Annotated in this window: 26 protein-coding genes; 17 read left to right on the top strand and 9 right to left on the bottom strand. The window is 33.6% G+C overall.

Translation table 11 applies throughout. The annotated features are described in order from the left end of the window. Window positions 1-2 precede the first annotated feature (2 nt). The 14 genes from PHV22_RS00130 to PHV22_RS00065 all read left to right on the top strand — a co-directional run bounded on the left by PHV22_RS00130 (window position 3) and on the right by PHV22_RS00065 (window position 12,961). Complete coding sequence (locus PHV22_RS00130; protein ID WP_295020699.1) at window positions 3-578, top strand: NeuD/PglB/VioB family sugar acetyltransferase; 576 nt, start codon at window positions 3-5, stop codon at window positions 576-578. Beyond that, a complete protein-coding gene (neuB, locus tag PHV22_RS00125) occupies window positions 575-1,573 on the top strand; it encodes an N-acetylneuraminate synthase (RefSeq protein WP_295020698.1) in 999 nt (332 codons plus the stop codon). Before PHV22_RS00130 ends, neuB begins: the two co-directional genes overlap by 4 nt. Continuing rightward, complete coding sequence (neuC, locus tag PHV22_RS00120; RefSeq protein WP_299944976.1) at window positions 1,570-2,730, top strand: UDP-N-acetylglucosamine 2-epimerase; 1,161 nt, start codon at window positions 1,570-1,572, stop codon at window positions 2,728-2,730. The genes neuB and neuC overlap by 4 nt, the downstream gene beginning before the upstream one ends. Window position 2,731: 1 nt before the next feature. Further along, the gene (locus tag PHV22_RS00115) at window positions 2,732-3,778 is read left to right on the top strand and encodes a nucleotidyltransferase family protein (protein WP_299944973.1); all 1,047 of its coding nucleotides are present in this window, start codon (window positions 2,732-2,734) and stop codon (window positions 3,776-3,778) included. Further along, on the top strand, window positions 3,779-4,687 hold the full coding sequence (locus PHV22_RS00110; protein ID WP_299944969.1) for a Gfo/Idh/MocA family oxidoreductase: 909 nt from the start codon (window positions 3,779-3,781) through the stop codon (window positions 4,685-4,687). Further along, the gene (locus PHV22_RS00105; RefSeq protein ID WP_299944966.1) at window positions 4,684-5,388 is read left to right on the top strand and encodes an acylneuraminate cytidylyltransferase family protein; all 705 of its coding nucleotides are present in this window, start codon (window positions 4,684-4,686) and stop codon (window positions 5,386-5,388) included. The genes PHV22_RS00110 and PHV22_RS00105 overlap by 4 nt, the downstream gene beginning before the upstream one ends. Beyond that, entirely contained in the window at window positions 5,381-5,932 is a 552-nt protein-coding gene (locus tag PHV22_RS00100; RefSeq protein ID WP_299944963.1) for a DapH/DapD/GlmU-related protein, read from the top strand. Before PHV22_RS00105 ends, PHV22_RS00100 begins: the two co-directional genes overlap by 8 nt. A 13-nt stretch (window positions 5,933-5,945) precedes the next feature. Next, complete coding sequence (locus PHV22_RS00095) at window positions 5,946-6,716, top strand: oxidoreductase (protein WP_299944959.1); 771 nt, start codon at window positions 5,946-5,948, stop codon at window positions 6,714-6,716. An 18-nt stretch (window positions 6,717-6,734) separates the two neighbouring features. After that, window positions 6,735-7,766, top strand: coding sequence for a polysialyltransferase family glycosyltransferase (locus tag PHV22_RS00090; protein ID WP_299944956.1), 1,032 nt, complete (start codon window positions 6,735-6,737; stop codon window positions 7,764-7,766). A gap of 377 nt (window positions 7,767-8,143) precedes the next feature. Continuing rightward, a complete protein-coding gene (locus tag PHV22_RS00085) occupies window positions 8,144-9,715 on the top strand; it encodes an LTA synthase family protein (RefSeq protein WP_295020685.1) in 1,572 nt (523 codons plus the stop codon). 113 nt (window positions 9,716-9,828) lie between these two features. Next, window positions 9,829-10,563, top strand: coding sequence for a lipopolysaccharide kinase InaA family protein (locus tag PHV22_RS00080; RefSeq protein WP_295020683.1), 735 nt, complete (start codon window positions 9,829-9,831; stop codon window positions 10,561-10,563). Further along, window positions 10,553-11,278 carry a polysaccharide deacetylase family protein gene (locus PHV22_RS00075; RefSeq protein WP_295020681.1) on the top strand — a complete coding sequence of 242 codons (726 nt, stop codon included), beginning with the start codon at window positions 10,553-10,555 and terminating at the stop codon, window positions 11,276-11,278. Before PHV22_RS00080 ends, PHV22_RS00075 begins: the two co-directional genes overlap by 11 nt. Beyond that, a complete protein-coding gene (locus tag PHV22_RS00070) occupies window positions 11,271-12,029 on the top strand; it encodes a glycosyltransferase family 2 protein (protein WP_295020680.1) in 759 nt (252 codons plus the stop codon). Before PHV22_RS00075 ends, PHV22_RS00070 begins: the two co-directional genes overlap by 8 nt. After that, window positions 12,026-12,961 carry a glycosyltransferase family 9 protein gene (locus tag PHV22_RS00065; RefSeq protein WP_295020678.1) on the top strand — a complete coding sequence of 312 codons (936 nt, stop codon included), beginning with the start codon at window positions 12,026-12,028 and terminating at the stop codon, window positions 12,959-12,961. The genes PHV22_RS00070 and PHV22_RS00065 overlap by 4 nt, the downstream gene beginning before the upstream one ends. A gap of 33 nt (window positions 12,962-12,994) precedes the next feature. Here the strand turns inward: PHV22_RS00065 and PHV22_RS00060 are convergent, their stop codons facing one another. Further along, window positions 12,995-13,819: a glycosyltransferase gene (locus PHV22_RS00060; RefSeq protein WP_295020677.1), complete on the bottom strand. Its 825-nt coding sequence runs from the start codon at window positions 13,817-13,819 to the stop codon at window positions 12,995-12,997. Window positions 13,820-13,939: 120 nt separating this feature from the next. On the opposite strand from PHV22_RS00060, the gene PHV22_RS00055 reads away from it, so the two are divergent. Then, window positions 13,940-15,202, top strand: a complete 1,263-nt coding sequence (locus PHV22_RS00055; protein ID WP_299944949.1) for a glycosyl hydrolase — start codon at window positions 13,940-13,942, stop codon at window positions 15,200-15,202. Then, a complete protein-coding gene (gene waaF / locus PHV22_RS00050; RefSeq protein ID WP_299944946.1) occupies window positions 15,202-16,176 on the top strand; it encodes a lipopolysaccharide heptosyltransferase II in 975 nt (324 codons plus the stop codon). Before PHV22_RS00055 ends, waaF begins: the two co-directional genes overlap by 1 nt. Window positions 16,177-16,207: 31 nt before the next feature. Here the strand turns inward: waaF and PHV22_RS00045 are convergent, their stop codons facing one another. From PHV22_RS00045 to rfaD, 3 genes are read right to left on the bottom strand one after another with little or no spacing between them, the layout of a single operon-like run. Then, complete coding sequence (locus PHV22_RS00045) at window positions 16,208-16,780, bottom strand: hypothetical protein (protein ID WP_295020674.1); 573 nt, start codon at window positions 16,778-16,780, stop codon at window positions 16,208-16,210. Beyond that, on the bottom strand, window positions 16,774-18,204 hold the full coding sequence (gene rfaE1 / locus PHV22_RS00040) for a D-glycero-beta-D-manno-heptose-7-phosphate kinase (protein WP_295020673.1): 1,431 nt from the start codon (window positions 18,202-18,204) through the stop codon (window positions 16,774-16,776). Before rfaE1 ends, PHV22_RS00045 begins: the two co-directional genes overlap by 7 nt. Next, a complete protein-coding gene (gene rfaD, locus PHV22_RS00035) occupies window positions 18,201-19,211 on the bottom strand; it encodes an ADP-glyceromanno-heptose 6-epimerase (protein WP_295020672.1) in 1,011 nt (336 codons plus the stop codon). Before rfaD ends, rfaE1 begins: the two co-directional genes overlap by 4 nt. A 110-nt stretch (window positions 19,212-19,321) precedes the next feature. Between rfaD and PHV22_RS00030 the strand changes: the two genes are divergently transcribed. Next, window positions 19,322-19,606, top strand: a complete 285-nt coding sequence (locus tag PHV22_RS00030; RefSeq protein WP_295020671.1) for a cytochrome C — start codon at window positions 19,322-19,324, stop codon at window positions 19,604-19,606. 52 nt (window positions 19,607-19,658) lie between these two features. Here the strand turns inward: PHV22_RS00030 and ccoS are convergent, their stop codons facing one another. The 5 genes from ccoS to gmhA are packed head-to-tail and all read right to left on the bottom strand — an operon-like array spanning window position 19,659 to window position 23,894. After that, on the bottom strand, window positions 19,659-19,874 hold the full coding sequence (ccoS, locus tag PHV22_RS00025) for a cbb3-type cytochrome oxidase assembly protein CcoS (protein WP_295020670.1): 216 nt from the start codon (window positions 19,872-19,874) through the stop codon (window positions 19,659-19,661). Next, a complete protein-coding gene (locus tag PHV22_RS00020; protein ID WP_299944940.1) occupies window positions 19,867-22,314 on the bottom strand; it encodes a heavy metal translocating P-type ATPase in 2,448 nt (815 codons plus the stop codon). Before PHV22_RS00020 ends, ccoS begins: the two co-directional genes overlap by 8 nt. Beyond that, window positions 22,304-22,789 (bottom strand): asparaginase domain-containing protein, encoded by a 486-nt coding sequence (locus PHV22_RS00015; protein ID WP_295020668.1) that lies wholly within the window; start codon window positions 22,787-22,789, stop codon window positions 22,304-22,306. The genes PHV22_RS00020 and PHV22_RS00015 overlap by 11 nt, the downstream gene beginning before the upstream one ends. After that, window positions 22,773-23,297, bottom strand: a complete 525-nt coding sequence (gmhB, locus tag PHV22_RS00010) for a D-glycero-beta-D-manno-heptose 1,7-bisphosphate 7-phosphatase (RefSeq protein ID WP_295020667.1) — start codon at window positions 23,295-23,297, stop codon at window positions 22,773-22,775. The genes PHV22_RS00015 and gmhB overlap by 17 nt, the downstream gene beginning before the upstream one ends. A gap of 6 nt (window positions 23,298-23,303) precedes the next feature. Next, window positions 23,304-23,894 carry a D-sedoheptulose 7-phosphate isomerase gene (gene gmhA / locus PHV22_RS00005; RefSeq protein WP_295020666.1) on the bottom strand — a complete coding sequence of 197 codons (591 nt, stop codon included), beginning with the start codon at window positions 23,892-23,894 and terminating at the stop codon, window positions 23,304-23,306. Between the last annotated feature and the right edge of the window lie 149 nt (window positions 23,895-24,043).

Below are 24,043 nucleotides of genomic sequence, written 5' to 3'. Positions count from 1 at the left end.
AAATGAACGAAAAAATAATTCTTATCGGTGGTGGCGGGCATTGCAGAAGTGTTATAGATGTGATAGAGCAAACAAACAAATATGACATTATTGGTATTGTCGATATAAAAGAAAATATTGGAATAAAAGTTTTTGATTATGAAATAATTGGCTGTGATGATGACTTAGAAACAATTTTTCAAACTTGTAAAAATGCAATCATTACTGTGGGACAAATAAAAACAAACGATTTAAGAGTAAAAATCTACAATAAATTAAAAGGGATTGGATTTTGTTTGCCTATAATTATTTCTCCACTAGCTTATGTTTCAAAACATTCGCAGATAGCCGAGGGGACAATCATTATGCACCATGCTCTCATAAATGCAAATGCAAAAATTGGAAAAAATTGTATCATTAACACAAAAGCATTGATAGAACACGATGCGAGCATTGGTGATAACTGTCATATTTCAACCGCAAGCGTGATAAATGGTGGAGTAGAAGTGAAAGAAAATACATTTGTTGGCAGCAATGCAACTTCAAAAGAGTATATTAAGATATGTGAATTTGTAAAGGCAGGGAGCCTAGTAAAATGAGTAAAGTATTTATAATAGCAGAAGCTGGGGTAAATCACAATGGTTCAATTGAGTTAGCAAAAAAACTTATAGATGTAGCTAGTGATAGTGGAGCTGATGCAGTTAAATTCCAAACATTTAAAGCTGAAAAACTCGTATCTAGGAATGCACAAAAGGCTGATTATCAAAAGCAAACAACTGATAAAACTGAATCACAATTTGAAATGATAAAAAAACTTGAACTTGATTTGGATACACATAAAGAGCTTATCGCTTATTGTAAAACTAAGAATATCATGTTTTTATCCACCCCTTTTGATCATGATAGTATCAACCTCCTTAATGATTTAGAGCTTGAAATATTTAAAATACCAAGTGGAGAAATCACAAATCTTCCATATCTTAGACACATCGGAAGACTAAAAAAACAAGTGATACTTTCAACAGGAATGGCAGATATTGGTGAAATAGAAGATGCCTTAGATGTACTTATTCAAGCTGGAACTAAAAAAGAAAATATCACGGTTTTACATGCAAATACCATGTATCCAACCCCCATGGAAGATGTGAATTTAAGAGCAATGGTAACTATCGGAAATACTTTTAATATTGCCTATGGATATAGCGACCACACATTAGGCATAGAAGTAGATATTGCAGCAGTTGCTATGGGGGCTAGTTGCATTGAAAAACATTTCACACTAGACAAGACAATGGAGGGGCCTGACCATAAGGCAAGTCTTGAACCAAATGAACTAAAAAATATGGTAAAAGCTATACGAAATATAGAGTTGGCTCTTGGAAGTAGTGTTAAAAAACCATCAAAGAGTGAGTTGCCAAATATGAAAGTAGCTAGAAAATCAATAGTTGCAAGATGTGACATTAAAAAAGATGAGATTTTTACAGATGACAATATAACTATAAAAAGACCAGGGAATGGTATAAATCCTATGAGATGGGATGAAATTATTGGAACCACGGCAACTAAAGATTATAAAGAAGATGAGTTAGTATGAAACGCAGAATTTGTGTAGTAACTGGCACCAGAGCTGAATATGGACTGCTTTATTGGCTTATGAAAGAGATTGAAGCCAATAAAGAACTCGAACTTCAAATCATAGCTACAGGTATGCATTTAAGTCCTGAGTTTGGTTTAACTTATAAAGAGATAGAAAAAGAGTTTAAAATTGACAAAAAAATAGAGATGCTTTTATCATCTGATACTTCAGTTGGTATTTCAAAATCCATGGGACTAGCTCAAATATCTTTTGCAGAAGCTTTTGAAGATTTGAAACCTGATATGATTGTGGTTCTTGGAGATAGATATGAAATTTTTTCGGCTGTCAGTACTGCAATGATAGCCCGTATTCCTATCGCTCATCTTCATGGTGGAGAAACCACCGAGGGTGCATTTGATGAGTCTATTCGCCATAGTATTACTAAAATGAGTCATCTTCACTTTACTGCAACAGAAGAATACAAAAATAAAGTGATACAACTTGGAGAGCATCCAGAAAGAGTTTTTAATGTTGGTGGGATGGGCATAGAAAACATCAAGAGATTAAAACTCTTATCAAAAGAAGAATTTGAAAAATCTATTGATTTTATATTGAATCAAAAAAATATTTTAGTGACTTTTCATCCGGTAACTTTAGAAAGCTCCACCGCAAAAGAGCAATTTCAAGCATTGCTTAACGCAATAGATGAACTAAAAGATACAAACATCATATTTACAAAAGCAAATAGTGACACCGACGGAAGAGTCATAAATCAAATGATAGATGAATATGTTGCTAAAAATTCTCATAAATCTATTGGATTTACTTCATTAGGACAACTAAGATACTTAAGCGCTTTACAATATGTTGATGCAGTTGTAGGAAATAGTTCAAGCGGTTTAGCAGAAGCACCTAGCTTTAAGATAGGAACTATAAATATTGGGGATCGTCAAAAAGGACGCATAAAAGCAGATAGCGTGATAGATTGCGAACCTATAAAATCATCTATATTGCAAACATTTGAAAAGTTATACAGCAAAGAGTTTCAAGACATACTCACGGCAGTTAAAAATCCTTATGGCGATGGCTGTGCAAGCAAAAAAATTATCGAAGAGATTAAAAAAGTAGATTTGAATAATATTTTGAAAAAGTCATTTTATGATTTAAAGGTTTAAAATGAAAAATATACAAAACATAAAACTAAAACCAACTGCAACCATAAGAGAAGCGCTTGCCGTCATAGATAGTGGTGCGATGCAAATTGCTATCGTCGTAGATGATGAAAACCGACTTCTAGGAACGCTTACCGATGGAAACATACGCAGGGGCTTACTAAGTGGTCTTTCTGTCGATGGCGGCATCAAAGACATATATTTTAAAACACCAACCGTTGCAAAGATGAGTGACACAAAAGAAGAGATTCTTAAAGTTGCGCTTGCTAAAAAACTTCACCAGATACCGATTGTCAATGAGCTAAATTGTGTGCTAGGAATAGTGGAAATAGATGAGCTTATAAAGCCAAAAGATAAAACAAACAGAGTTGTTCTTATGGCAGGCGGGCTTGGGACTCGTTTGGGCGAACTGACAAAAACCACTCCAAAACCGATGCTTCATGTCGGCAATAAACCAATCCTTCAAACCATCATCGAAAATTTTTCAAAGTATGGATACACCAACATTATCATTAGCGTAAACTATCTCTCTCATGTAATCGAGGATTATTTCGGGGACGGCAGTACGCTTGGTGTCTCAATTGAGTATATCCATGAAAAAGAGCGAATGGGCACAGCAGGTGCACTAAGTCTAATGCGCAATCTTTTAAAAGAACCATTTTTTGTAATGAACGGCGACCTGCTAACCAATGTAAACTTTGAGCACCTTCACGATTTTCATAAATCTCAAGAAGCTATTGGCACTATGGGGGTTCGAGAATATGACTTTCAGGTTCCTTATGGGGTTGTTAATATTGAAGATGGTAGAATTTCTTCAATAACCGAAAAACCTACACACAAGTTTTTTGTGAGCGCAGGGATTTATATGCTCTCACCAAAAGCGTTATCGCTTATCCCTGATGGAGAATTTTTTGATATGCCATCTCTTTTTGAGAAGATTATAAATGAAGACAACAAAGCGCTCTCATTTCCCATACATGAGTATTGGCTAGACATCGGACGAATAAATGATTACGAGCAAGCCAATAGTGAGTATTATGAGGTGTTTTAATTGAAAATATTGTTAATTGGATATGGTTCAATTGGCAGAAGACATGAGGAAGTTTTATTCTCTTTTAGTACAATAAAAGAGATTCATATTGTAACCAAGCAAACAGTACCAAATAAAACAACCTTCAAAAACCTTCAAGAAGTTGACAATTTAGGGCAATATGATTACATTGTTATCGCCAGTGAGACATATAAGCATTTTGAGCAGCTAAAATATTTGGAAAATAATGTTTCCAATAAATTGATTTTTTGCGAGAAACCACTTTTTGAAACAGACAAAGAGTTGATAATCTTAAAAAATATAGTTTCAGTAGGTTATGTGTTAAGATTCCATCCATTGATGCAAAAATTAAAACATTATCTTAAAAATGAAAAAATCATTAGCTCTACTATTGTTTGTGGACAGTATTTACCAACATGGCGTAAAGAGATTGACTATAAAACATCATATAGCGCAATCAAAGCTCAAGGTGGTGGCGTACTTTTGGATTTAAGCCATGAGATTGATTATGCTCAATGGTTATTTGGAGACATGATAGATATTAAAAGTTATCAATTGAAAGTTTCAGATTTGGAGATAGATTCTGATGATTTAGTTACTCTTATCTCAAAAACTCAAAAAGGTGTTATTGTTACTCTATCTATTGATTATATTAGTAAAATTACATACAGAAAAATGATTATACACACTATTGAAAATACATATGAATTAGACTTCATAAGCAATCTGCTGACTCAAAAAAACAGAAATGGATTAGAACAAAAACATGAAGCAAAAAATCTAGAAAGAAATACAATGTTTGAAAAAATGCATATATCTATATTATCAAATCAGCACGATGTCTGCACCTACGAAGAGGCAAAAAATGTTATGAAAACAATCTCAATTATTCAGGAGCAAAATAAATGAGCAATATTTTATGTACAATCTGCGCCCGAGGTGGCTCCAAAGGTGTTAAAAATAAAAATATTAAACTCCTAAATGGCAAACCCCTTATTGCTTACACTATTGAACAGGCGAAACAATCAGAGTTATTCGAACATATAGTTATCAGCACTGATTCCGATGACATTGCTTCAGTGGCAATAAAATACGGGGCAGAGGTTTTTTTTAAAAGAAATCCTGAAATGGCAAGCGATACTGCAGGAAAACTTGATGTAATTCGAGATGCTTTTGTTAGAAGTGAAGAGCACTATAATAAAAAATTTGATTATTTAATAGACCTTGATGCGACGGCACCACTGCGCGCCACAGAAGATATTACTGCATCATTTGCACAATTCCTAGAGGATAAAAATGATAACCTCATTACAGCAATGCCAAGTCGCAGAAGTCCGTATTTCAACTTAGTTGAAGTAAACAGCAATGGACAAGTATCTTTATCTAAAAAATTGAGTGACTCCATTGTCAGAAGACAGGATGCCCCTAAAAGTTACGATATGAATGCATCGATTTATATTTGGAATCGTCATGCAATCTTAAACGAAAACTCTATTTTTCTACCAAAAACTGGTCTATATGTAATGCCCGAAGAGCGTTCAATCGACATTGACACAGAACTTGATTTCGAGTTTGTGGAATTCTTAATGAAAAATAATAAAAATGCTTAAGGAAATTATTAAAAAATACAAATTCGATAAAAGCGCAGATAGACTTGGTCCTGACTGCCCATTTACTCATTGGTATCTATATTTTTCTTTAAGTAAAAAAAGAATTTGCAAAAATAAATTTGGAACTTATTTGGAAGGTGCAGATTTTCGCGCTGGGGCCTATGCCGTAACTTGCTCTAAAATTCATTTGGGCAAAAATGTAGTAATTCGTCCAACAACAATGCTTTTTGCAGATCCTAGAGATGGGAAGGATGGCAGCATAATCATTGAAGATGATGTAATGCTTGGTTCTGGTGTTCATATATATGTGTCTAATCATAAATTTGACAATACATCTATTCCTATCCTAAAGCAAGGTCACAGCGATCCGAAAAGTGTCACTCTGAAGCATGGCTGTTGGATTGGAGCAAATACTATAATTTTACCAGGGATCACTATAGGTCATAACAGTGTAGTGGGCGCAGGCAGTGTAGTTACTAAGTCTATTCCCGAAAATACTGTATACGCTGGGAATCCGGCCAAACTAATCAGACAATTAAATTAATAAAGGATATTTTATGCTTAAAAATCAAGTTATCGTTATTACTGGCGGAGCTGGTCTTATCGGAAAAGAGTTTGTAGCATCCATAGTAGAGCAAAACGGTATTGCTGTTATTGCAGACATTAACTCAGAAATTGGTAATCAAGTTAAAAATGATTTATCTACCACGCTAAATACGCAAAATATTGATTTTATAGCACTCGACATCACCTCTAAAACATCATTACAAAACATGATTACATATCTTAACGCCAAGTATGGCAGAATTGATGCACTTGTCAACAATGCCTACCCTCGGAATAAAAACTATGGGAAACATTTTTTCGATGTTGAGTATGATGATTTTTGTGAAAATATTAATCTCAATTTAGGAGGCTATTTTTTGACTTCTCAACAGTTTGCATCTTATTTTAAAAATCAAGGCTATGGAAACATTGTCAACATATCATCTATCTATGGGGTAATCGCTCCAAAGTTTGAAGTTTACGACAACACCTCAATGACAATGCCAGTGGAGTATGCCGCAATTAAGTCTGCACTGGTTCTTTTAACACAATATATGGCAAAATACTTCAAAGGAATGAACATCCGCGTAAATGCAATTAGTCCTGGTGGGATTTTTGACAATCAACCGGAAGTATTTTTGGAAGCTTACAAGAAGCAGTGTTTGAACAAAGGGATGCTAGATAAAAATGATTTAAAAGGTACACTTATATATCTTTTAAGTGATATGAGTCGGTATATGAATGGGCAAAATATCGTTGTTGATGATGGATTTAGTTTATAGAAAAGTGAGGATGTTTTAATGACTACAACTTATAACCTCTTCATAGTAAGAAGTCCCCTCCAACTAATGAACGCAATTGAAGCAAAAGAGCACTTCTCAACAAAACACAATATATTATTAATTATGCATGATTCAACAATAAACCCAATTAGCACAAACTCAACTCAAATGCAATTGGTTTCAAAACTTTCAATGTTTGATGAAGAGATAGACTTTTATTACCCAAACAAATCTAAATTTTCAAAACTTTCATCTCAAGCAAAATTAATTAAAAAACTACAACAAAAAAACTATGAACATATTTTCACTGGCGATTATGGAACCATAAACCAACTTATTATTGCCAATTTAAAAACTATAAGCACATATCTATTAGACGATGGCACTATGACTATGACAACACACGCCAACAAACTGCATCCAAACCATAAATCATCATGGGAACAAAAAATAAAACTATTGCGATACAAAATCTTTGGTTTAAACACCAATCAAAATAACCCTGTAAATTTATTTACAAATTACCACATCATTCCACACGGTCATGAAAAAATCATAACAAACAACTACAGCTATTTCAAAAAAACATATACAGAAAAAGCGTTTAAGGATGAGCGTATATATTTGCTTGGCCAATCATTCACAAGTGGCAAAACAATGACAGATATAAAATATGTAAATTATATAAAAAAAATCATAGACTACTATAAAAAAGAGATTATCTACATACCTCATCGTGCAGAAATCATTTCCGATCGGCTTAAAGCTCTTACCTCAGATCAATTCACTATTCAAAAAAATGAAGGTCCAATAGAGATTGTCTTTTTGTCAAGAAATATTTACCCAATGCATGTTGTCTCTTTCTATTCCTCGGCTCTTTTTAATTTAGAGAAAATTTTTGAAACCACAACAATAGATGCAATTAAAATTGATAGTAAAGACCTGCTTAGATATCATGATGGCATTCATCTTTGTTATGAGGGAATGAAAAATACAAGAATTAATGTTATTGAGCTTGATGTCACCTCAATCTATGAAGATAACAATTGAAGAGTTTTATCTTCATGGTAATATTTTTTTGTTATCATACTCAACCTTAATATTTGGATAATTCATTGACTAAACTTTATTTTTTAAAAAATTATTTCCTTATTTTTATTGTCGCTTACCTTGTCGTACTTATTTCAAAATTTATTTTTTTATTTTATCTCTCTGACAGCTTCAATGGCATACCGTTTTCATCACTCTGCTACGCAATTTTTTGGGGATACAAGTTTGATTTCGCAACTGCTTCGTTAATTAGTTTAATTGGTTTTCTTTTTGCCTCGAATCGTAACTATTTTGCCATTGCCTCTTCTTTTTTACTATCTTTTCTTTTTCTATCCCAAAGCTCGGATATTATGTATTTTTTTGAGTCTAGCAGGCATATGGGATATGAAGTAAGTGATGCCTTAACTGATGCTTCTGGCTTGGCAATGACAGCGGCTTCGCAACATACTTTACTTACGATTAGCTCACTTATTTTCAGCGTAATTCTTTTTATTTTAATATATAAACTTTTGGTTAAAAAAAGTTTAGTGATACCTTTTAATAAATTCTATTTACCTAAACTTTTAGTCATACTCTTATTTACACTATTTTTTATGCGTGGAATGGCGCAAAATATTCCTCTTACTCCTTGGCAATCTAGCCAAATAAGAGATAGCAAGCTAGCGACTTTAGCACTTAACGGTACTTACAACGCAATATTTTCACTTACGAATAGAGATAAAAAACTCAAACTACTAAAGATTCCAACCATAGACAAAGATGTGATGCAAAGTGAGATGCAAAAACTCTATCAAAATAGTTATACTCCTTACAATAGACCCCTGCATAAGCCAAATGTTGTGATATTTTTCCTTGAAAGTTGGAGTGGAGTCAATATCAAAAATTATGGGTTCAACAAATCATCTATCTCTACTACTCCATTTTTTGACTCCATCTTAGCGCAATCAATCAGACCAAAGGCAATGATAGCGGGAGGACATAGAACAACTGAGGGGATATTTGCAACTCTTTGTTCATTTCAAAATCCACTAGGAAAGACAGTAGCAAAAACACAACTACAAGATTTTAAGTATGAATCTTTAATCAACATTTTCAATCAAGCAGGATACAGAAGTGCATTTTTCCAAGGTTCAGCCAAAGAAACAAGCGGAACTGGAGCTTTTGCGCAAAGTATAGGATTCCAAGAAAGTTATGGGAAAAAAGATGTGATTAAAAGGGCATATGAACAAAACAATTGGGGAGTTCATGATAGCGATCTTTATAATTTCACAATCGATACAATTCAAACATCAAATAAGCCATTTATAATAGGAATAAATGGAGCCACAACACATGACGATAAAATCCCACAAGGGGTAGAAAAAATCAATTTTGTAGCAGATAAATCACTAAACAATCAACTAAATGCTCTTCATTTTTCAGATATGGCACTCCAAAAATTTGTAGAAATAATGAAAAAAAAATATCCAAATACACTTTTTGTCTTTGTAGCTGATCATTGTGGTGGAGTAAAAGGAAGTAATTTTGAAAATTATCTAATCCCTTTTGCACTTTATCACAAAGACTTAAAGCCTTTCTATAGTAATAATTATCTTTCCCAAAGAGATATTGCCCCAACTATCTTGGACGCTGTTTTTGGTGACTACAAAAAGATAACAACTAAGTTTAGTGGTCGTTCTTTGTTAAGTGAAAATGATTTTTTTGCTGACTATTATCATAATGGTTTTTTAGGCTGGATTGAAAAAGATAATCTTCTTGAGATAAATACAGCGACCAATAAGCATAAATGTTACGATATATCCACCTTTACAGATAGAGAGATTGGGTGTACAAATGATATAATAAACTTCAAAAACAGAGCATTAAGTTTTACAAACGCCTCCCAAAAGCTTCTTTTTGATGGAAAAACAAAAAATTTCAGACAGTATAAAGGAAAGCAATCAGAGTAAAAATAGCGCGTATTTGCTAAAATTTTATCTCTTATTTTTTACCAAGAATCTTATACAGTTCATGAGTTGAATTTTCTTGTAAAATAAAATGTTAATCATAATGGAATAAAAAAATGAAACTTGAATCAGTAGATACCAACTCCAAATTATTATTAAAAAATATAAAAAAACATTTCAAAAACTCCGATAACTCTATACATAAGGCGAGAAATGAGATAAAAGTTATAAACTTTGAAAACAAAGAATTAATTATAAAATCTTTTAAAATCCCAAATATCATAAACAAAATAGTTTACTCATTTTTCAAAGACTCAAAAGCAAAAAAATCTTATGACAATAGCTTAAAGATAGTAGATTTTGTGCCAAAGCCTATAGGTTTTATTGAGTTTAAAAAATTTGGCTTAATTAATGAGAGCTATTTTGTAAGCGAGAAGTTTGGCTACGATTTTACAATACGAGAGCCTCTACTAGATAGAGGTTTTTCAGACAGAGAAGCTATTTTTATGGCTTTTGCAAAATTTACATTTTTACTTCATGAAAGCAACATCTTTCATCTTGATTACTCTCCGGGAAATATTCTCATAAAAAAAGAGAGTGATACTTACACATTTAAAATCGTAGATATAAATAGAATGCAATTTAAAACTCTTACTTCAAATGAGAGACTAAAAAATTTTTCCAAACTTTGGGCAAAGGATGATGATTTAAGATTTATCGCAAAAGAATATGCAAGACTTGCGGGCTTGGATACACAAGATTGCATTGAAGTTGCACTTAAATACTCACAAACTCACAAAAATAAAATAAATACAAAAAAAAGATTAAGAGGAATCGAAGTTGTTGATTAGTGTAATGTATCATCATGTAAACAGTGACAGATGCTCGAATAATTTAGAAATATTTGAGCAACACTTGTCTTATATACAAAAAAATTTTACGACTGTTCTACCTGGTGAAAGAATAGATGAAAATTCTATATGTCTAACTTTTGATGATGCGTATAGTGATTTTTATTTTCTTATATACCCTCTTTTAAAAAAATACAACCTAAAGGCGCTTCTTGCGGTTCCAAGTAATTATATTTTAGACTATTGCGATTTAGAACCAACAATAAGAATGGGATTTGAGCATAATGACCTTTTCAAAAATTACACAAAAGGAACATTTTGCACATATACAGAGCTTCTTGAGATGATAGGTAGTGGACTAATAGTTATTGCTTCTCACTCTTGCACACATTCAAATTTAATTCAAAAAGAAATTAATTTGGAACAAGAACTAGAGCATTCTAAAAAAACACTAGAATCAAAGCTAAATGTGACTGTAGATAGCTTTGTTTTTCCATTTGGTAAATACAACAAAGAAATTTTAAAAGAAACAAAAAAGTATTATAAATATGCTTTTAGAATCGGTAATGCTGTCCAAGAAGATTTTTCTGGTATCAATGGCGTAATCTATAGAATTGACGGGGATAAACTCGATACCAAAAGTAGTATTTTTGAGTGGAAAAAGATTCTCAAGTATAAATTTAAAGCATTTACAAAAAAGGTAACAAATGGCTAGTAATATATCGGTTGTAATGATTGTAAAAAATGGCGCTCTTACAATCAAAAACTCTCTTGAAAGTCTTATAGGTTTTGATGATGTGGTTGTTTATGATAATGGCTCTGAAGACGAAACAGCAAATATAGCATCAAAATTTTCCAATGTTAATTTTATTCAGGGAGAATTTATTGGTTTTGGAGAAACAAAAAACAAGGCAGCTAGCTATGCAAAACATGAATGGATACTTATTCTAGATAGTGATGAAGTTGTGGATAGTAATCTTTTTAAAACTCTAAAAAATACAGATTTAGATAACAATAGTGTATATTTACTAAATTTTCATGCTTTTTATAAAGAAATTCAGATAAAACATTGTGGCTGGAATAATCAAAAAATAAAACGGCTCTATAACAAGACAAAAACAAAATTCAACTCAAATTATGTTCACGAAAATATAATAACCGACAAGATGAATACCGTTGAGCTTAATGGTGGAAATATTCTTCATTATAGCTATCACTCCATAAGTGATTTTATTAAAAAAGCAGATAGATACTCTACGCTTTTTGCACAAAATAATGTTGGTAAAAAAACATCTTCGCCAGCAAAAGCGCTTTTTAATGGAATTTTTTCATTCATAAAAACATACTTTTTTAAACGAGGTTTTCTTGATGGTTACGCTGGGCTCGTTATTGCATTTTCTCATATGGCAACAAACTTTTATAAATATATCAAGCTTTACGAGCTAAATCATGAGGCAAAAAAGTGAACCTACTTATAACAAGACATGACAAAATCGGGGACTTTGTAGTAACTCTACCTCTTTTTAAAGCAATAAAAGAGCAGTATCCAAATACAAAAATAACTGCGCTCGTATCAAAAATAAATTATCAATTTGCATCACAAATAGATTTCATAGATAATGTGATTTTGTATGACAAAAATGATTTTATGGGAACATTGCGCAGAATCAGAGCCCATAAATTCGACGCTAGCATCAGCGGATTTATAGACACAAACCTCGGTGTTCTTCTTTTTTTAAGCGGCATAAAACAGAGGGTTGCACCATCCACAAAACTTGCCCAATTTTTTTTCAACAAAACAGTAGCCCAAAGAAGAAACAAAGCAGAGAAAACAGAGTGGCAATATAATCTTGATCTGGCAAAAGAGATTTTTGCGGATATAAAGCTTGATTTTTCAAGACCTCTCATAAAATCTTCGTTTTCTACTCCTTCCTCACAAAAAACGGTTGCCCTTCATCCCGGTTTTGGCGGCAGTAGCGATGGCAACTTAAAACTTGATGACTATTTACGCCTCGCAAAAAGAGCAAGCGAACTCCAAAACACAAAGGTAGTTTTTACTTTTGGTCCAGATGATACAAAGTCAAAAGAATACATAGAAAGTCATCTTGATTTTAAAGCTGAACTTTTAGTTTCAAAGATGAGCCTCATGGAGTTTTGCCAGTTTTTGGCTGGCTGTGAGCTGTTTATCAGCACCTCAACCGGGCCCATGCATTTAGCCGGTGCCGTCAACACGAACACACTCTCATTTTTTGGCAACACTCTTTTTGCAAGTGCCCTAAGATGGGCAACCGTAAGCGAGAAAAGCAGGCAACACAATTTTATGATACCTGCCGATTATGATGAAAACTATTACAATACAGTCGAAAGCAAGATGATTGAAATAGTTACAAGCAGATAATCAAATTACCAACCATATCAAACTTACTAAAAACTACTCTCTTGTTAAACCAATTTTGCATTTCACTTGCTTGTTTTCTTTTACTTTGTTGAAAACTTTCATAGATTTTTCAGCATCGGCAGGACTATACACCTCTTCATGATAGAGATGAAACACAAATGATCTATTTCTTATACGCTTAAAGTTACATCCCTTTAATCTCAATCTATACTCTATATCTGTATCTTCGCCGACCGATGGAGAAACATAATCTTCATTAAAGCCATTTATTTCAATCAAGTCACTCTTGTTTATACCAAAATTACATCCAAGAACTGATGCCTCTTTACCTTTATGTTTTAGATTAAACAACAAGTCTCCTAAATAAATTCCCTCTTCAAAATGCCTAGTGTTGTCCTCTCGAAAATTAAATATATTTAATAAATAGTTCTTTTGAATATCTAGAATATTTAATTTTCTCTCTCTTATCTGTTTTGTAAATCTACTTCCAAGCTCTACTCGTCGTCCACACAACACCGTGTTTTTTTCTTTTTGCTTATTGTACTCTCTAACAAAATGAATATTTGGTATACAGTCACCATCTATAAACAGTAAAAAATCAGAACTCGCGACTCTTATGGCATTGTTTAGAGATGAGTTTTTTCTCCAACCAACATCTTTTTGAGTGGTATGTTTTAAATTTAGATGTGCATAATTTTTTATACAATTTTTAATTTCATCAGATTCACAATCCTCAGCAACAATAATCTCAAAATTCTTATAGGACTGTTTCTCCAGCGCCTCCAAAATAAGACTCAAAGACTGGGCATCCTTATAGACAGCTACAACCAAACTAATATCTGGGGAAACAGGTTGCATAAACACTCCAACATACAAAACTTTATTTTGTATATTTTAACAAAATTGTGCTAAATAAATACTAACTAATCCTCTGTGGTTTTTGACTGGTTTAATACCAAAAAAGATATAATTCTTCTTATGAAACAGCCTTTTATATGGGATAACTATTCCGACCAGCCATATCCACTAAAAGATAAAATCTATAAAAAAAGCATGAGGAAGAAAGAGTTTTTATCTCTTTTAAAAACATTCCTTATATCAATTTTTACATTACCGATTTCGCTCCTTGCTATCCCGTTTGTACGAAAAAAGAGTATTAAAAATAGCGACTTTTTCTGTATTGGTGTTGATTACCAACGCGAAAAGGATGTAACGATAGAGCTCATTAATGAACTCGGAGCAGAAAGAGTTTTGGTGCGTTTTAAACTTTGGGAAATGGAAACCCTTAATGAGCTCAAAGAATTTATCCTTGCCATGAGTCAGAGAAAAATAACTCTTAAAATTCTTCAAGATAGAGAACATATAGAAGATTTGGGGCTTTTAAAAAAAGATTTAGACACCATTTTTAGTACACTTCATGAAATAGTAGATATTTTTGAGATTGGCTCAACTATAAATCGTGCAAAATGGGGATTTTTTAGCGTAGATGAGTACAATCGTTTTTATAAAGTCGCATATAATCTGAAAATTTCAAAATTCCCACACACCAAGCTTATTGGCAGCGGAGTCATAGATTTTGAGTACCATTTTACCGCTCATACTCTTTTTAATTTTTTTAGATACCGCTATGACGGAATCTCTTCGCTTTTATATGTTGATAGACGAGGTGCACCGGAAAATATGCAGCTGGGATTTAATCTCTCAGATAAAATAGCACTGCTTAGCGCTATGGTTTGGCTTAGTCCAAAAAGCACCCATGAACTTCACATCACAGAGACCAACTGGCCAATTACGGGTACTGCTCCATACGCTCCAACAAGTGAGCATGAGTGTGTAAGCGAGGAACTTTATGGGGATTTTATGCTTAGATATTATCTACTTGCTTTTGCTTCTGCTCAGGTTAATTCAGTCTCGTGGCATCAATTAATAGCCCCAGGCTATGGACTTGTGGATAACAGGGACGGTATAAGAAAACGAACAGCATTTACAGCCTATAAGTTTATGGTAAGTAGTCTGAAAAATGCACAGTTTTTGAGACTTGATATAAAGCGTCATTACTATATTTTCCAGTGCCTTGTTGATAACAATCTTTTACAAATTCACTGGTCACTAAAACCAACAACTCTAAAAAATGAAGACTATTTTGAAGTATTTTCTAAAAATGGTAAAAAAATCGAAAATGAAATATTAAATATCGGCTCATCACCAATTTACATCTACATAAAAAATGGAACTAACTAATGAACATACTAATTATTCTGCCAAACTGGCTAGGAGACGCCGTTATGGCAACTCCAGCTATTGAACTTTTAGCAACCTACTATCCAGATGCGAACTTTACTTTTGTTGGCAGTTACGCATCAATTGAGGCATTAAAGTATCATCCTCTCTGCAAAAATGCAATAGTGGACGAGACAAAAAAAGCCAAAAACAGGATTAAAGCAACTTATGAGCTTGCAAAAAAACTAGGCAGTTTTGATATAGCAATCTCTTTTAGGAATCAGATTCACTCATCACTGCTTCTTAGACTAACGGGCAGTGTGATTTGTATTGCAAAGCGTTCATGGCACTCCATGTTTTTGCTCTCACACGCACCAAATATAAAAACAAATAAACATCTCTCCAAACAGTATGCGGAACTCGCTATGACAAATACAGATTTATGGGACGGTAATACACCAAAACTTAAACTCTATATAGAACCAAAGAATCTTGAAAAACAGACTTTAGGAATTAACGCAGGTGCAACATATGGAAGTGCAAAAAGATGGTATCCAGAACGATTTGCCCAAGTAGCTCATGAGCTTAGCAACAGATATGATATAGTTATTTTTGGCGGACCAAACGAGACCGAGATGGCAAACGAGATAGAGTCATACCTAAAACAGTACGGCGTTAAAAATTACACAAATCTAGCAGGCAAAACCACCATAAAAGAGCTTTGCGAAAACATAGGCGGATGTTCACTTTTTATAACAAACGATAGCGGTCCCATGCATGTAGCAGCAGCTTATGGTGTGCCTAGCGTATCCATCTTTGGGCCCACAAAACATACGGAAACTTCGCAGTGGATGAATGAGAGAAGTAAAATTGTAAGACACGAGATGGAGTGCTCACCATGCATGAGAAGAGAATGCCCTCTTGGTCATCATGAGTGTATGAAAGGCATTATGTCGCCAGAAGTCATTAAAGCTGTACGAGAATTAGATATTTAAACCTATTCTCCAAGTCACAATTTAGAATATATTAAAATAAGAATCTAAAACCACCGTAGAATGATTTGTTATACTCAACATTTCCACTCTCATAGTTTGTATTCATATCTCTAAATCCAACTGTTACAAAACCATTTTTTATAACCTCAGCATCCACTGTCACACGATACTCTAGATAGTTATCAGCTTTTTCAAAAGCAAGAACTCTCGGAGCATAATACAAGCTACCACCAACATAAAACGGCACACTAGACTCTATTGGCAACTTATAAGCAGCCTCTACACCCAGAGGAGCTGATGTAAAATCTTTTGTGTGGTTCAACTTTACGCCAAGTCCTATTTTTAAATCCTTGCTTGCATTTTTCATCATTAAAAAATTCGCCTCATAATAATCATCTACATTAGAGATATCACTGTGGCGTTCATCAACATTTAGGTATTTAGCTCCTATAAATATTGTATTTGGTTCAACTTTTTCATTTACTTGACCGATATCAAATTTTGCTGAAAGCTCTAAATCCGTATTATTTACATTAATCTCCGCTGAATGCATCGCAAAAACAGAGACTGCTGATAGTGTCAATAAACTTACTTTTTTTAACATGAAATTCCTTGTATTTTTTCTATAGTTTTTGTTGTGCTTTTTCCATTAATAAACTCAACAAGTTTTAATTCTCTAGCAAATTCTGTTCCGACAACCTCTTTACCCTCATAGTCTCCGCCTTTTACAAGGGTATCCGGCGCTATCATTTTTATAAGCTCATACGGCGTATCATCACCAAATGAGACAACAAAGTCAACCGCCTCAAGAGCTGCCAACAGATACGCTCTGTCTTCTGCTACATTTACGGGGCGGGTTGGACCCTTAATCCTCGATACAGATTCGTCGGAGTTAAGTCCAACTATCAAAACATCTCCAAAACTTTTCGCCTCTTGCAGATATTTTACATGTCCCACATGAAGTATGTCAAAACAGCCATTCGTAAATACAATTTTTTTACCATTTTTTCTATATCGCTCTACTATATTTTTTATATCCTCAAAGCTCTTTATGTGAGCATCTGAGGTGCTTTTATGTAGAGTTGCTTCATACTCTTCAATCTCATCAAGTGTGACAGTTGCTGAGCCAATTTTTCCAACAACAACACCAGCTGCAAGGTTTGCAAATGCCGATGCTTCTTCGATATTTTTACCAGCACTAATCGCAAAAGCAATGGATGCTATGACGGTATCGCCTGCTCCAGTTACATCAAAAACCTCTTTTGCAACAGTAGGAAACAGTTTTAACTCATCATCATAAGTGGCTATTCCATCTTCTGATAGCGTGATTAAGGAGATAGCCAAATTACAATCTTGCTTTAGTTTTAAAAGTGCACTTTTTAATGATTGAGTATCTTTTATATTTATACCAGTGGCAAGAATCGCCTCTTTTTTATTTGGCGTTAAAAGATAAGCTCCACTATATTTGCTGTAGTCGCTTCCCTTTGGATCAACTAAAACTTTTATGCTATTTTTATTGCAAAGCCCTATAACTCCTCGACACAAATCGCCACTTAAAACACCTTTTCCATAGTCCGAGAGCACAACTACATCATAATCACAAATAACACCAGCCAAAGAGTTTAAAATCTCATCAGATGCAGATTTTGATATCTGCTCTTTGCTCTCCATATCATACCTAAGCACCTGTTGTGAGCTCGCTATTACACGGCTTTTTTTTGATGTTTTTCTATCTTCTAGTTTAATAATTTTAGCTGTATCTACACTTATATTCTCTAGCATCTCAAGTAGTTCTAGTCCGTTATCATCGTTTCCTATAACACTGCTAACAAAAACTTCAGCCCCAAGAGCCCTTAGGTTATTTATAACATTTCCAGCACCGCCTAAAACTGTTGTCTCATTTTTTATATCAACAACTGCAACAGGCGCTTCTGGAGAGATTCTATCACAGCTTCCCCACAGATAGTGATCTATCATCAAGTCACCAACAACCAAAATCTTAGGGGTTAAATTTTTAAAATTTTTCATCTCTTAACTTCTTCGTTATAAACTCTTTTGATTTCATCTATGTAGGATTTTATACCATCTTCCATCTCAAACTTAGGTTCATATCCAAGAGCATCTCTTGTTGATGAAATATCAGCTTCTGTATGAAATTGATAACTTCCAACAAATGGGTTTGGGATATATTCACAGACAAGAGAAGTTTGAAGTTCATTTTGTAAGATATCTACAATATCTTGAAAACTTCTAGCTTTTCCTGTTCCGACATTATAAATTCCGCTCTCTTTTGGCTCCATAGCTTTTATATTTGCTTGGATAACATCCTCTATATATATAAAATCACGCAAAATTTTGTCACTATTTTCAAAAAGTCGTGGATTTTTACCTGAGAGTATCTGATGACCAAACTGCATAATCATAGATGCCGTTGTATTTTTAAAATACTCTCCTCGACCGTAAACATTAAAATATCTGAGACCAACAATTGAGATACTATTTTTTTTCATATATTCTCGGCTCAAATTATCCATACAAAGTTTAGAAAATCCATAAACATTTTGTGGTGCTTCACGCCCTACTCTTTGTGGTGACTCGGCATTTCCATATGTTGCTGCTGATGAGGCGTAAATCATGTTTGCGTTATGTTTGATTGCAATTTTAAGCAGATCTTTGTAAGCATTAACATTTGTTTTTATCATCAAATCTTGTTCTTGTGCTGTTGTATCGGAAATTGCTGCTTCATGAAAAATATAATCAAATTTATAGTTTGCATCCAAACTACTTAACAAGCTTTTGTCATTAATATCACCGCTTATGATTTCTCCTGTAAAACCGATTAAGTTTTTAAAATGTCCAAAACTTTTTAAATTTCCATTTGATAATTTCTCGCCACTTCTAAAGCAATCAACCACAACAACTTTTGCATCAGGATGGTTATTTTGAAAATAAAATGCCAAGTTAGAACCTACAAATCCGGCTCCGCCGGTAATTAAAATCGTCTTTTCTTTTAAATCATCTTTTATATATCTCATCTGCTCACCGTAGTTATTTATTTAGCAAGATGATAACAAATAAACAATTAACATCCATTTAAGAGAAACATATATATAATTTCGGTCGAATCAAATCATAAGGAAATAAAATGAAAAAAATCGTTATCGCTTCAATCGTTGCTTTAGCTGCAACTTCTTCTTTAATGGCTGCCGTAAACGCTGCTGCATGTGTTGGTTGTCATGGTGCTGACTGGAGCAAAGCTGCTCTTGGTAAATCTAAAATTGTTGCAACTTTACCTCATGCAGAAATCGCTGCTGCACTTAAAGGTTACAAAGTTGACAAAGGTGGACCAATGAAAGGTCTTATGAAAGGTCAAGTTTCTAAGTATTCTGATGCTGAACTAGATGCATTCGCACTAACTATCGGTAAATAATTTACCAAGCAAGATTGTTCATTAGACAATCTTGCTACTCTAGAATAAAGAATTATTCTGGTCTATACTCTCTCTTTAATTTATCCTTCTTTTGCTCCTGCTTGGCCATATCATTTAACTCATCTTCTCCATCAAACTTTACACCATTTAGAAATTTCTCTTCATCATCAAACTGACCATTTTTAACAGCCCATAAAAATCCAAAAAGTGCAATCGCCCCTAAAAATATAGAGACACCTAGCATCATAACAATTACCCAGCTATCCATTTTTGCTCCATTTTTTACGATTTCTTATAGAGTTGCCAACAACTAAAAGGGAGCTAAAAGACATAGAGATTGCTGCAAAAAGTGGTATAACAAACCCAGCCATTGCAAGAGGAATTGTGATTGAGTTATATAGAAGTGAAATAGCAAGATTTTGTTTAATCAAACCAAAAGTGCCTCTGCTTATTCTAATAGCATCATTTATTGACTTTAATGAATTATCAAGCAGTACGACATCACCACACTCAACCGCAATATCGCTTCCACCGCCCATAGCAATAGCAATATCAGCAGAAGCTAAAGCAAGTATATCATTAATACCGTCTCCAACCATAACAACTTTTTTCCAATCGCCATGTAATCTATCTATGTATTTTGCTTTATCTTGCGGGGTTTGCTCAAACAAAAAATTCTCTATTCCAGTCTCTTTTGCCACTTTTTTTGTTATGTTTTCATGATCTCCACTAAGCAACACTACTTCTATCTTGTATTGCTTCATACTATCCATCAACTCTTTAATTCCACTTTTTATCTTGTCTTTAAGCTCATAAATCGCCACAACTTCATTATTTACTGCAAAATAAAAAATTGACTCTTCAGCCACAAAATTTGTTTCTATGCCATACTCTCTAAGCAGTCTAATATTCCCACCTAAATATTCTATGCCTTTATATTTTGCCCTAATTCCTTTAGCTGGAATTTGCATATATTCATCAAATAGCACTTCTTCAACCGTACTCTCTTGTTCTTTTATATATTTTGCAACTCCACTAGCCATTGGATGGTTTGAAGTTTTTACTAGTGAGTAGAGCAAATTTTTATCAAACTCACTATAAAAATTTCCCTTTATGACCTCTGGTTTTCCTTGCGTAATCGTCCCTGTTTTATCCAAAACAAGAGTATCTATTTTTGCCATTGTCTCTAAAAATGCTGCCTCTTTAAACAAAATACCTCTTGAGGCACTTGCACTTAGTCCAACAAGGGTTGCAACTGGAGTGGCAAGTGCAAGGGCGCAAGGGCAAGCGATAATTATCACAGATATTGCTACCATAAAAGATATCTCAAAATTATGTGATGTTATCCACCAAAAAGCAAATGTAGCAAAAGATAAAAGCAAAATTATTGATGAAAAATACTCAGAGAGCCTGTTTGCAAGTTGTTCTATTTTTGGTTTTTTGTTGATTGCTGATTCCAACAGAGAGATAATATTTGAGAGTGTAGAGTGTTTAAAATCTTTTATTGCTTTATAATGTATATCTGCATCTATACTTGTTGTACCGCTTATTACACTATTGCCAATGGTTTTATAAATCTGATTACTCTCGCCAGTTAAACTAGACTCATCAAATGAGCCATCACCTTTTACAATTACGCCATCGAGTAAAATCCTCTCTCCAGAAGACACAATAACAACATCTCCAACCATCACATCATCAAGCGCACATATAACTATCTTCTCTTCTTTGATTACTTTAACTTCTGTCGGAATATTTTTTGTAAGAACATCAAGCGCGTCGGAAGCACTTTTCTTACTTAAAACTTCTAAAAATTTACCGATAAGAACAAAGGTAATTATCATACTAACCGAATCAAAATACGCTTCGCCAATGTGCATAATCGTTACATATATTGAGTAGATGTAAGTAAGAGTTGAGCCTGTTGCAACCAAAAGGTCCATATTTATAGTTTTTCTCTTAAGCCCATAATAAGCGCCTCGAAAGAAAATCCAACCGCTATAAAAAAGAACTGGAGTTGATAAAATCCATTCTGCAATATTTAGTATTGTTTTTATATCCTGAGTGATTCCACTAAAATAGCCAGCATATTGAGCAACAGCAATCCACATAATATTCATAGATGAAAAAATAGCAACTGCCATTTTTAGATAGTAAGCTTTTCTCTCTTTGTTGATATAGAGCTCTTGTAGCAAAGGATCATATGCAAAAGCATCATATCCAACAGACCTTATCATCTCAATAATTTCAGATAATTTTACAATGCTGCCCGCCCAAACAATGGTTGCCTTGTTATTTGTAAAGTTTATATTTGCTTCTATAACTCCATCCATAGAGTGAAGTGCCTTCTCATTTAACCAAATACAAGCCGAGCAGTGAATACCTTCTATTATTAAAGAAACTCTATTAAATCCGTCGCTATCTGTTTTTACAAATCTCTCATAAAACGATGCAACATCAAAGTTTGACGAATCTGTAAAAGTTTCTGGCGGAGGAGAGAGGGTTGCATTTTTACTTTTATCATAAAAGCTATCAAATCCCTTATCTTTAAGAAGATGAAACACACTTTGACACCCTTTGCAGCAAAAATAATAGACATTAGAGCCAGATGCAGAATCCGTTTTATCAAGAGAATGCTCTTCCTCTTGAATCATTACCCATTTATCAAACTCTATATGACAATGGGAGCAAGCAACACTATTGGACAACTTCAAATTTTCCAAATTTTCTGTTTTTTACTAATTTATTCCATGGTTGGACATATCCACTCATACATATATAAACACCTGCACCTGAGACACCATTTGCAAAACCGATTGCCATTCCAATATTTAAAGCTGCTTCAACATTGTCTATCTCAAAAGGCTTCATTGCTCCCACTAATACAATCTTTCTATCGTCAAATATTGTTGATAAAAACTCAGCGGTGGTGTGCATGGTGTCAGTTCCATGAATTATTATAAACTTATCATCTTTTGACTCCATGATAACTTTTGCAATTGTTTTTCTGTCATCTAGTGTCATGTCTAAGCTATCTTTGTAAACAATTCCTGCAAGATCATAAATATTGCCAGTGCTCTCTAGTATAGTTTTTATGGCGTTGTTATCAAATGGAACCATCAGTTCGCCATTTAACGGATTGTATCTTTTATTGAGGGTGCCACCACTATTTAGTATTAACATTATAAATATCCTTTAAGCTAGAGACTATTTTTGTGGCTCTTGAAAATTTTACTTTTTTTGTCTCATCAAAAAGGTAACTCTCTTTAAGTCCAGCACCGATAGCCGCCTCAATGTCACTCTCTTTATCGCCAATCAAAATTGAATTTTCCAAATCAATATCAAACTCATTCCTTGCTTGTAACAACATTCCAGAATTTGGTTTTCTACAACTACATTCGCCGGATATCTCAGGAAAATGTGGACAGTAATATGTTTTTTTTATCTCAATGCTATGCTTTAAAAACTCTTTTATCATCCATGAAGTTAATGTATTAAAATTTTCATCCGTATAGTAACCTCTAGCGATTCCAGATTGATTAGTTACAACAAATAAAGCATAGCCTAACTCTTGATAATGCTTACACAATTCGAATATTCCATCCACAAATATAAAATCTTCAATTTTATAAAGATAGTTAATTTCAATATTTACGACACCATCACGATCCAAAAAAAGTGCTTTGTTCATAAACTGCTAGTTAACTCTAGTGCCAAAAAGCTCTTTTTCTATGATGTCGCACATAATATGACCAATCAAGATATGAGACTCTTGAATTCTTGGAGTAGAATCAGATGGAACAATTAGTGATATATCAGCTATTTTTGCCATATCTCCGCCGTCTTTACCAACTAAAGCAACTGTTGTAATGCCTTTTTCTTTTGCTCTCTCAAATGCATTTATAATATTTTTAGAGTTCCCAGAGGTTGAAATTCCTATAAAAATATCCCCTTTCTGCCCCATTCCCTCAAGCTGTCTTGAAAAAATTTTATCATAGCCGTAATCATTTCCAATTGCCGTAATATTGGATGTGTCTGTCGTTAACGCTAAAGAAGCAAGTGAAGGTCTATCAAAACCATATCGCCCAACAAGCTCAGCGGCAATATGTTGCGCATCAGCAGCACTGCCGCCATTTCCAGCCAATATAGTTTTATTTAAACCTTTTTTATAGAGTTCTACACAAAGAGTAGTTACTTCTTTGATTTTATTGATTAAAGATTCATTTTCATATATTAGTTGCTTTGTTTCGTAAGATTTTTTAATCTGATCTTTGATGTAATTATTCATGTGGCATCCTAAAATAGTATGCAAAATAATACCACATAATCAATTGTTATATTTTAAAGTTTACACCAATATTTCGGCTTACTTGATAAAATTAGCGTTAAAACTAAAGAAGAGTGAAGAAGATTAAAATTTTGATTATTAAAAGTAAG

The sequence above is a fragment of the Sulfurimonas sp. genome, assembly GCF_028713515.1.
Lineage (GTDB): Bacteria > Campylobacterota > Campylobacteria > Campylobacterales > Sulfurimonadaceae > Sulfurimonas.
This window is presented reverse-complemented; position numbering and strand designations above follow the sequence as displayed.

Bases quoted from the DNA above. Each gene is read 5' to 3' on its own strand.
- neuB (WP_295020698.1), top strand. From the start codon at position 575: ATGAGTAAAGTATTTATAATAGCAGAAGCTGGGGTAAATCACAATGGT.
- gmhA (WP_295020666.1), bottom strand. From the start codon at position 23,894: ATGAATAATTACATCAAAGATCAGATTAAAAAATCTTACGAAACAAAG.
- PHV22_RS00090 (WP_299944956.1), top strand. From the start codon at position 6,735: ATGACTACAACTTATAACCTCTTCATAGTAAGAAGTCCCCTCCAACTA.
- PHV22_RS00085 (WP_295020685.1), top strand. From the start codon at position 8,144: ATGGGATATGAAGTAAGTGATGCCTTAACTGATGCTTCTGGCTTGGCA.
- PHV22_RS00055 (WP_299944949.1), top strand. From the start codon at position 13,940: ATGAAACAGCCTTTTATATGGGATAACTATTCCGACCAGCCATATCCA.
- gmhB (WP_295020667.1), bottom strand. From the start codon at position 23,297: ATGAACAAAGCACTTTTTTTGGATCGTGATGGTGTCGTAAATATTGAA.
- PHV22_RS00045 (WP_295020674.1), bottom strand. From the start codon at position 16,780: ATGTTAAAAAAAGTAAGTTTATTGACACTATCAGCAGTCTCTGTTTTT.
- PHV22_RS00015 (WP_295020668.1), bottom strand. From the start codon at position 22,789: ATGTTAATACTAAATAGTGGTGGCACCCTCAATAAAAGATACAATCCG.
- rfaD (WP_295020672.1), bottom strand. From the start codon at position 19,211: ATGAGATATATAAAAGATGATTTAAAAGAAAAGACGATTTTAATTACC.
- ccoS (WP_295020670.1), bottom strand. From the start codon at position 19,874: ATGGATAGCTGGGTAATTGTTATGATGCTAGGTGTCTCTATATTTTTA.
- PHV22_RS00080 (WP_295020683.1), top strand. From the start codon at position 9,829: ATGAAACTTGAATCAGTAGATACCAACTCCAAATTATTATTAAAAAAT.
- PHV22_RS00105 (WP_299944966.1), top strand. From the start codon at position 4,684: ATGAGCAATATTTTATGTACAATCTGCGCCCGAGGTGGCTCCAAAGGT.
- PHV22_RS00070 (WP_295020680.1), top strand. From the start codon at position 11,271: ATGGCTAGTAATATATCGGTTGTAATGATTGTAAAAAATGGCGCTCTT.
- PHV22_RS00095 (WP_299944959.1), top strand. From the start codon at position 5,946: ATGCTTAAAAATCAAGTTATCGTTATTACTGGCGGAGCTGGTCTTATC.
- PHV22_RS00100 (WP_299944963.1), top strand. From the start codon at position 5,381: ATGCTTAAGGAAATTATTAAAAAATACAAATTCGATAAAAGCGCAGAT.
- PHV22_RS00030 (WP_295020671.1), top strand. From the start codon at position 19,322: ATGAAAAAAATCGTTATCGCTTCAATCGTTGCTTTAGCTGCAACTTCT.
- PHV22_RS00130 (WP_295020699.1), top strand. From the start codon at position 3: ATGAACGAAAAAATAATTCTTATCGGTGGTGGCGGGCATTGCAGAAGT.
- rfaE1 (WP_295020673.1), bottom strand. From the start codon at position 18,204: ATGAAAAATTTTAAAAATTTAACCCCTAAGATTTTGGTTGTTGGTGAC.
- PHV22_RS00060 (WP_295020677.1), bottom strand. From the start codon at position 13,819: ATGCAACCTGTTTCCCCAGATATTAGTTTGGTTGTAGCTGTCTATAAG.
- waaF (WP_299944946.1), top strand. From the start codon at position 15,202: ATGAACATACTAATTATTCTGCCAAACTGGCTAGGAGACGCCGTTATG.
- neuC (WP_299944976.1), top strand. From the start codon at position 1,570: ATGAAACGCAGAATTTGTGTAGTAACTGGCACCAGAGCTGAATATGGA.
- PHV22_RS00115 (WP_299944973.1), top strand. From the start codon at position 2,732: ATGAAAAATATACAAAACATAAAACTAAAACCAACTGCAACCATAAGA.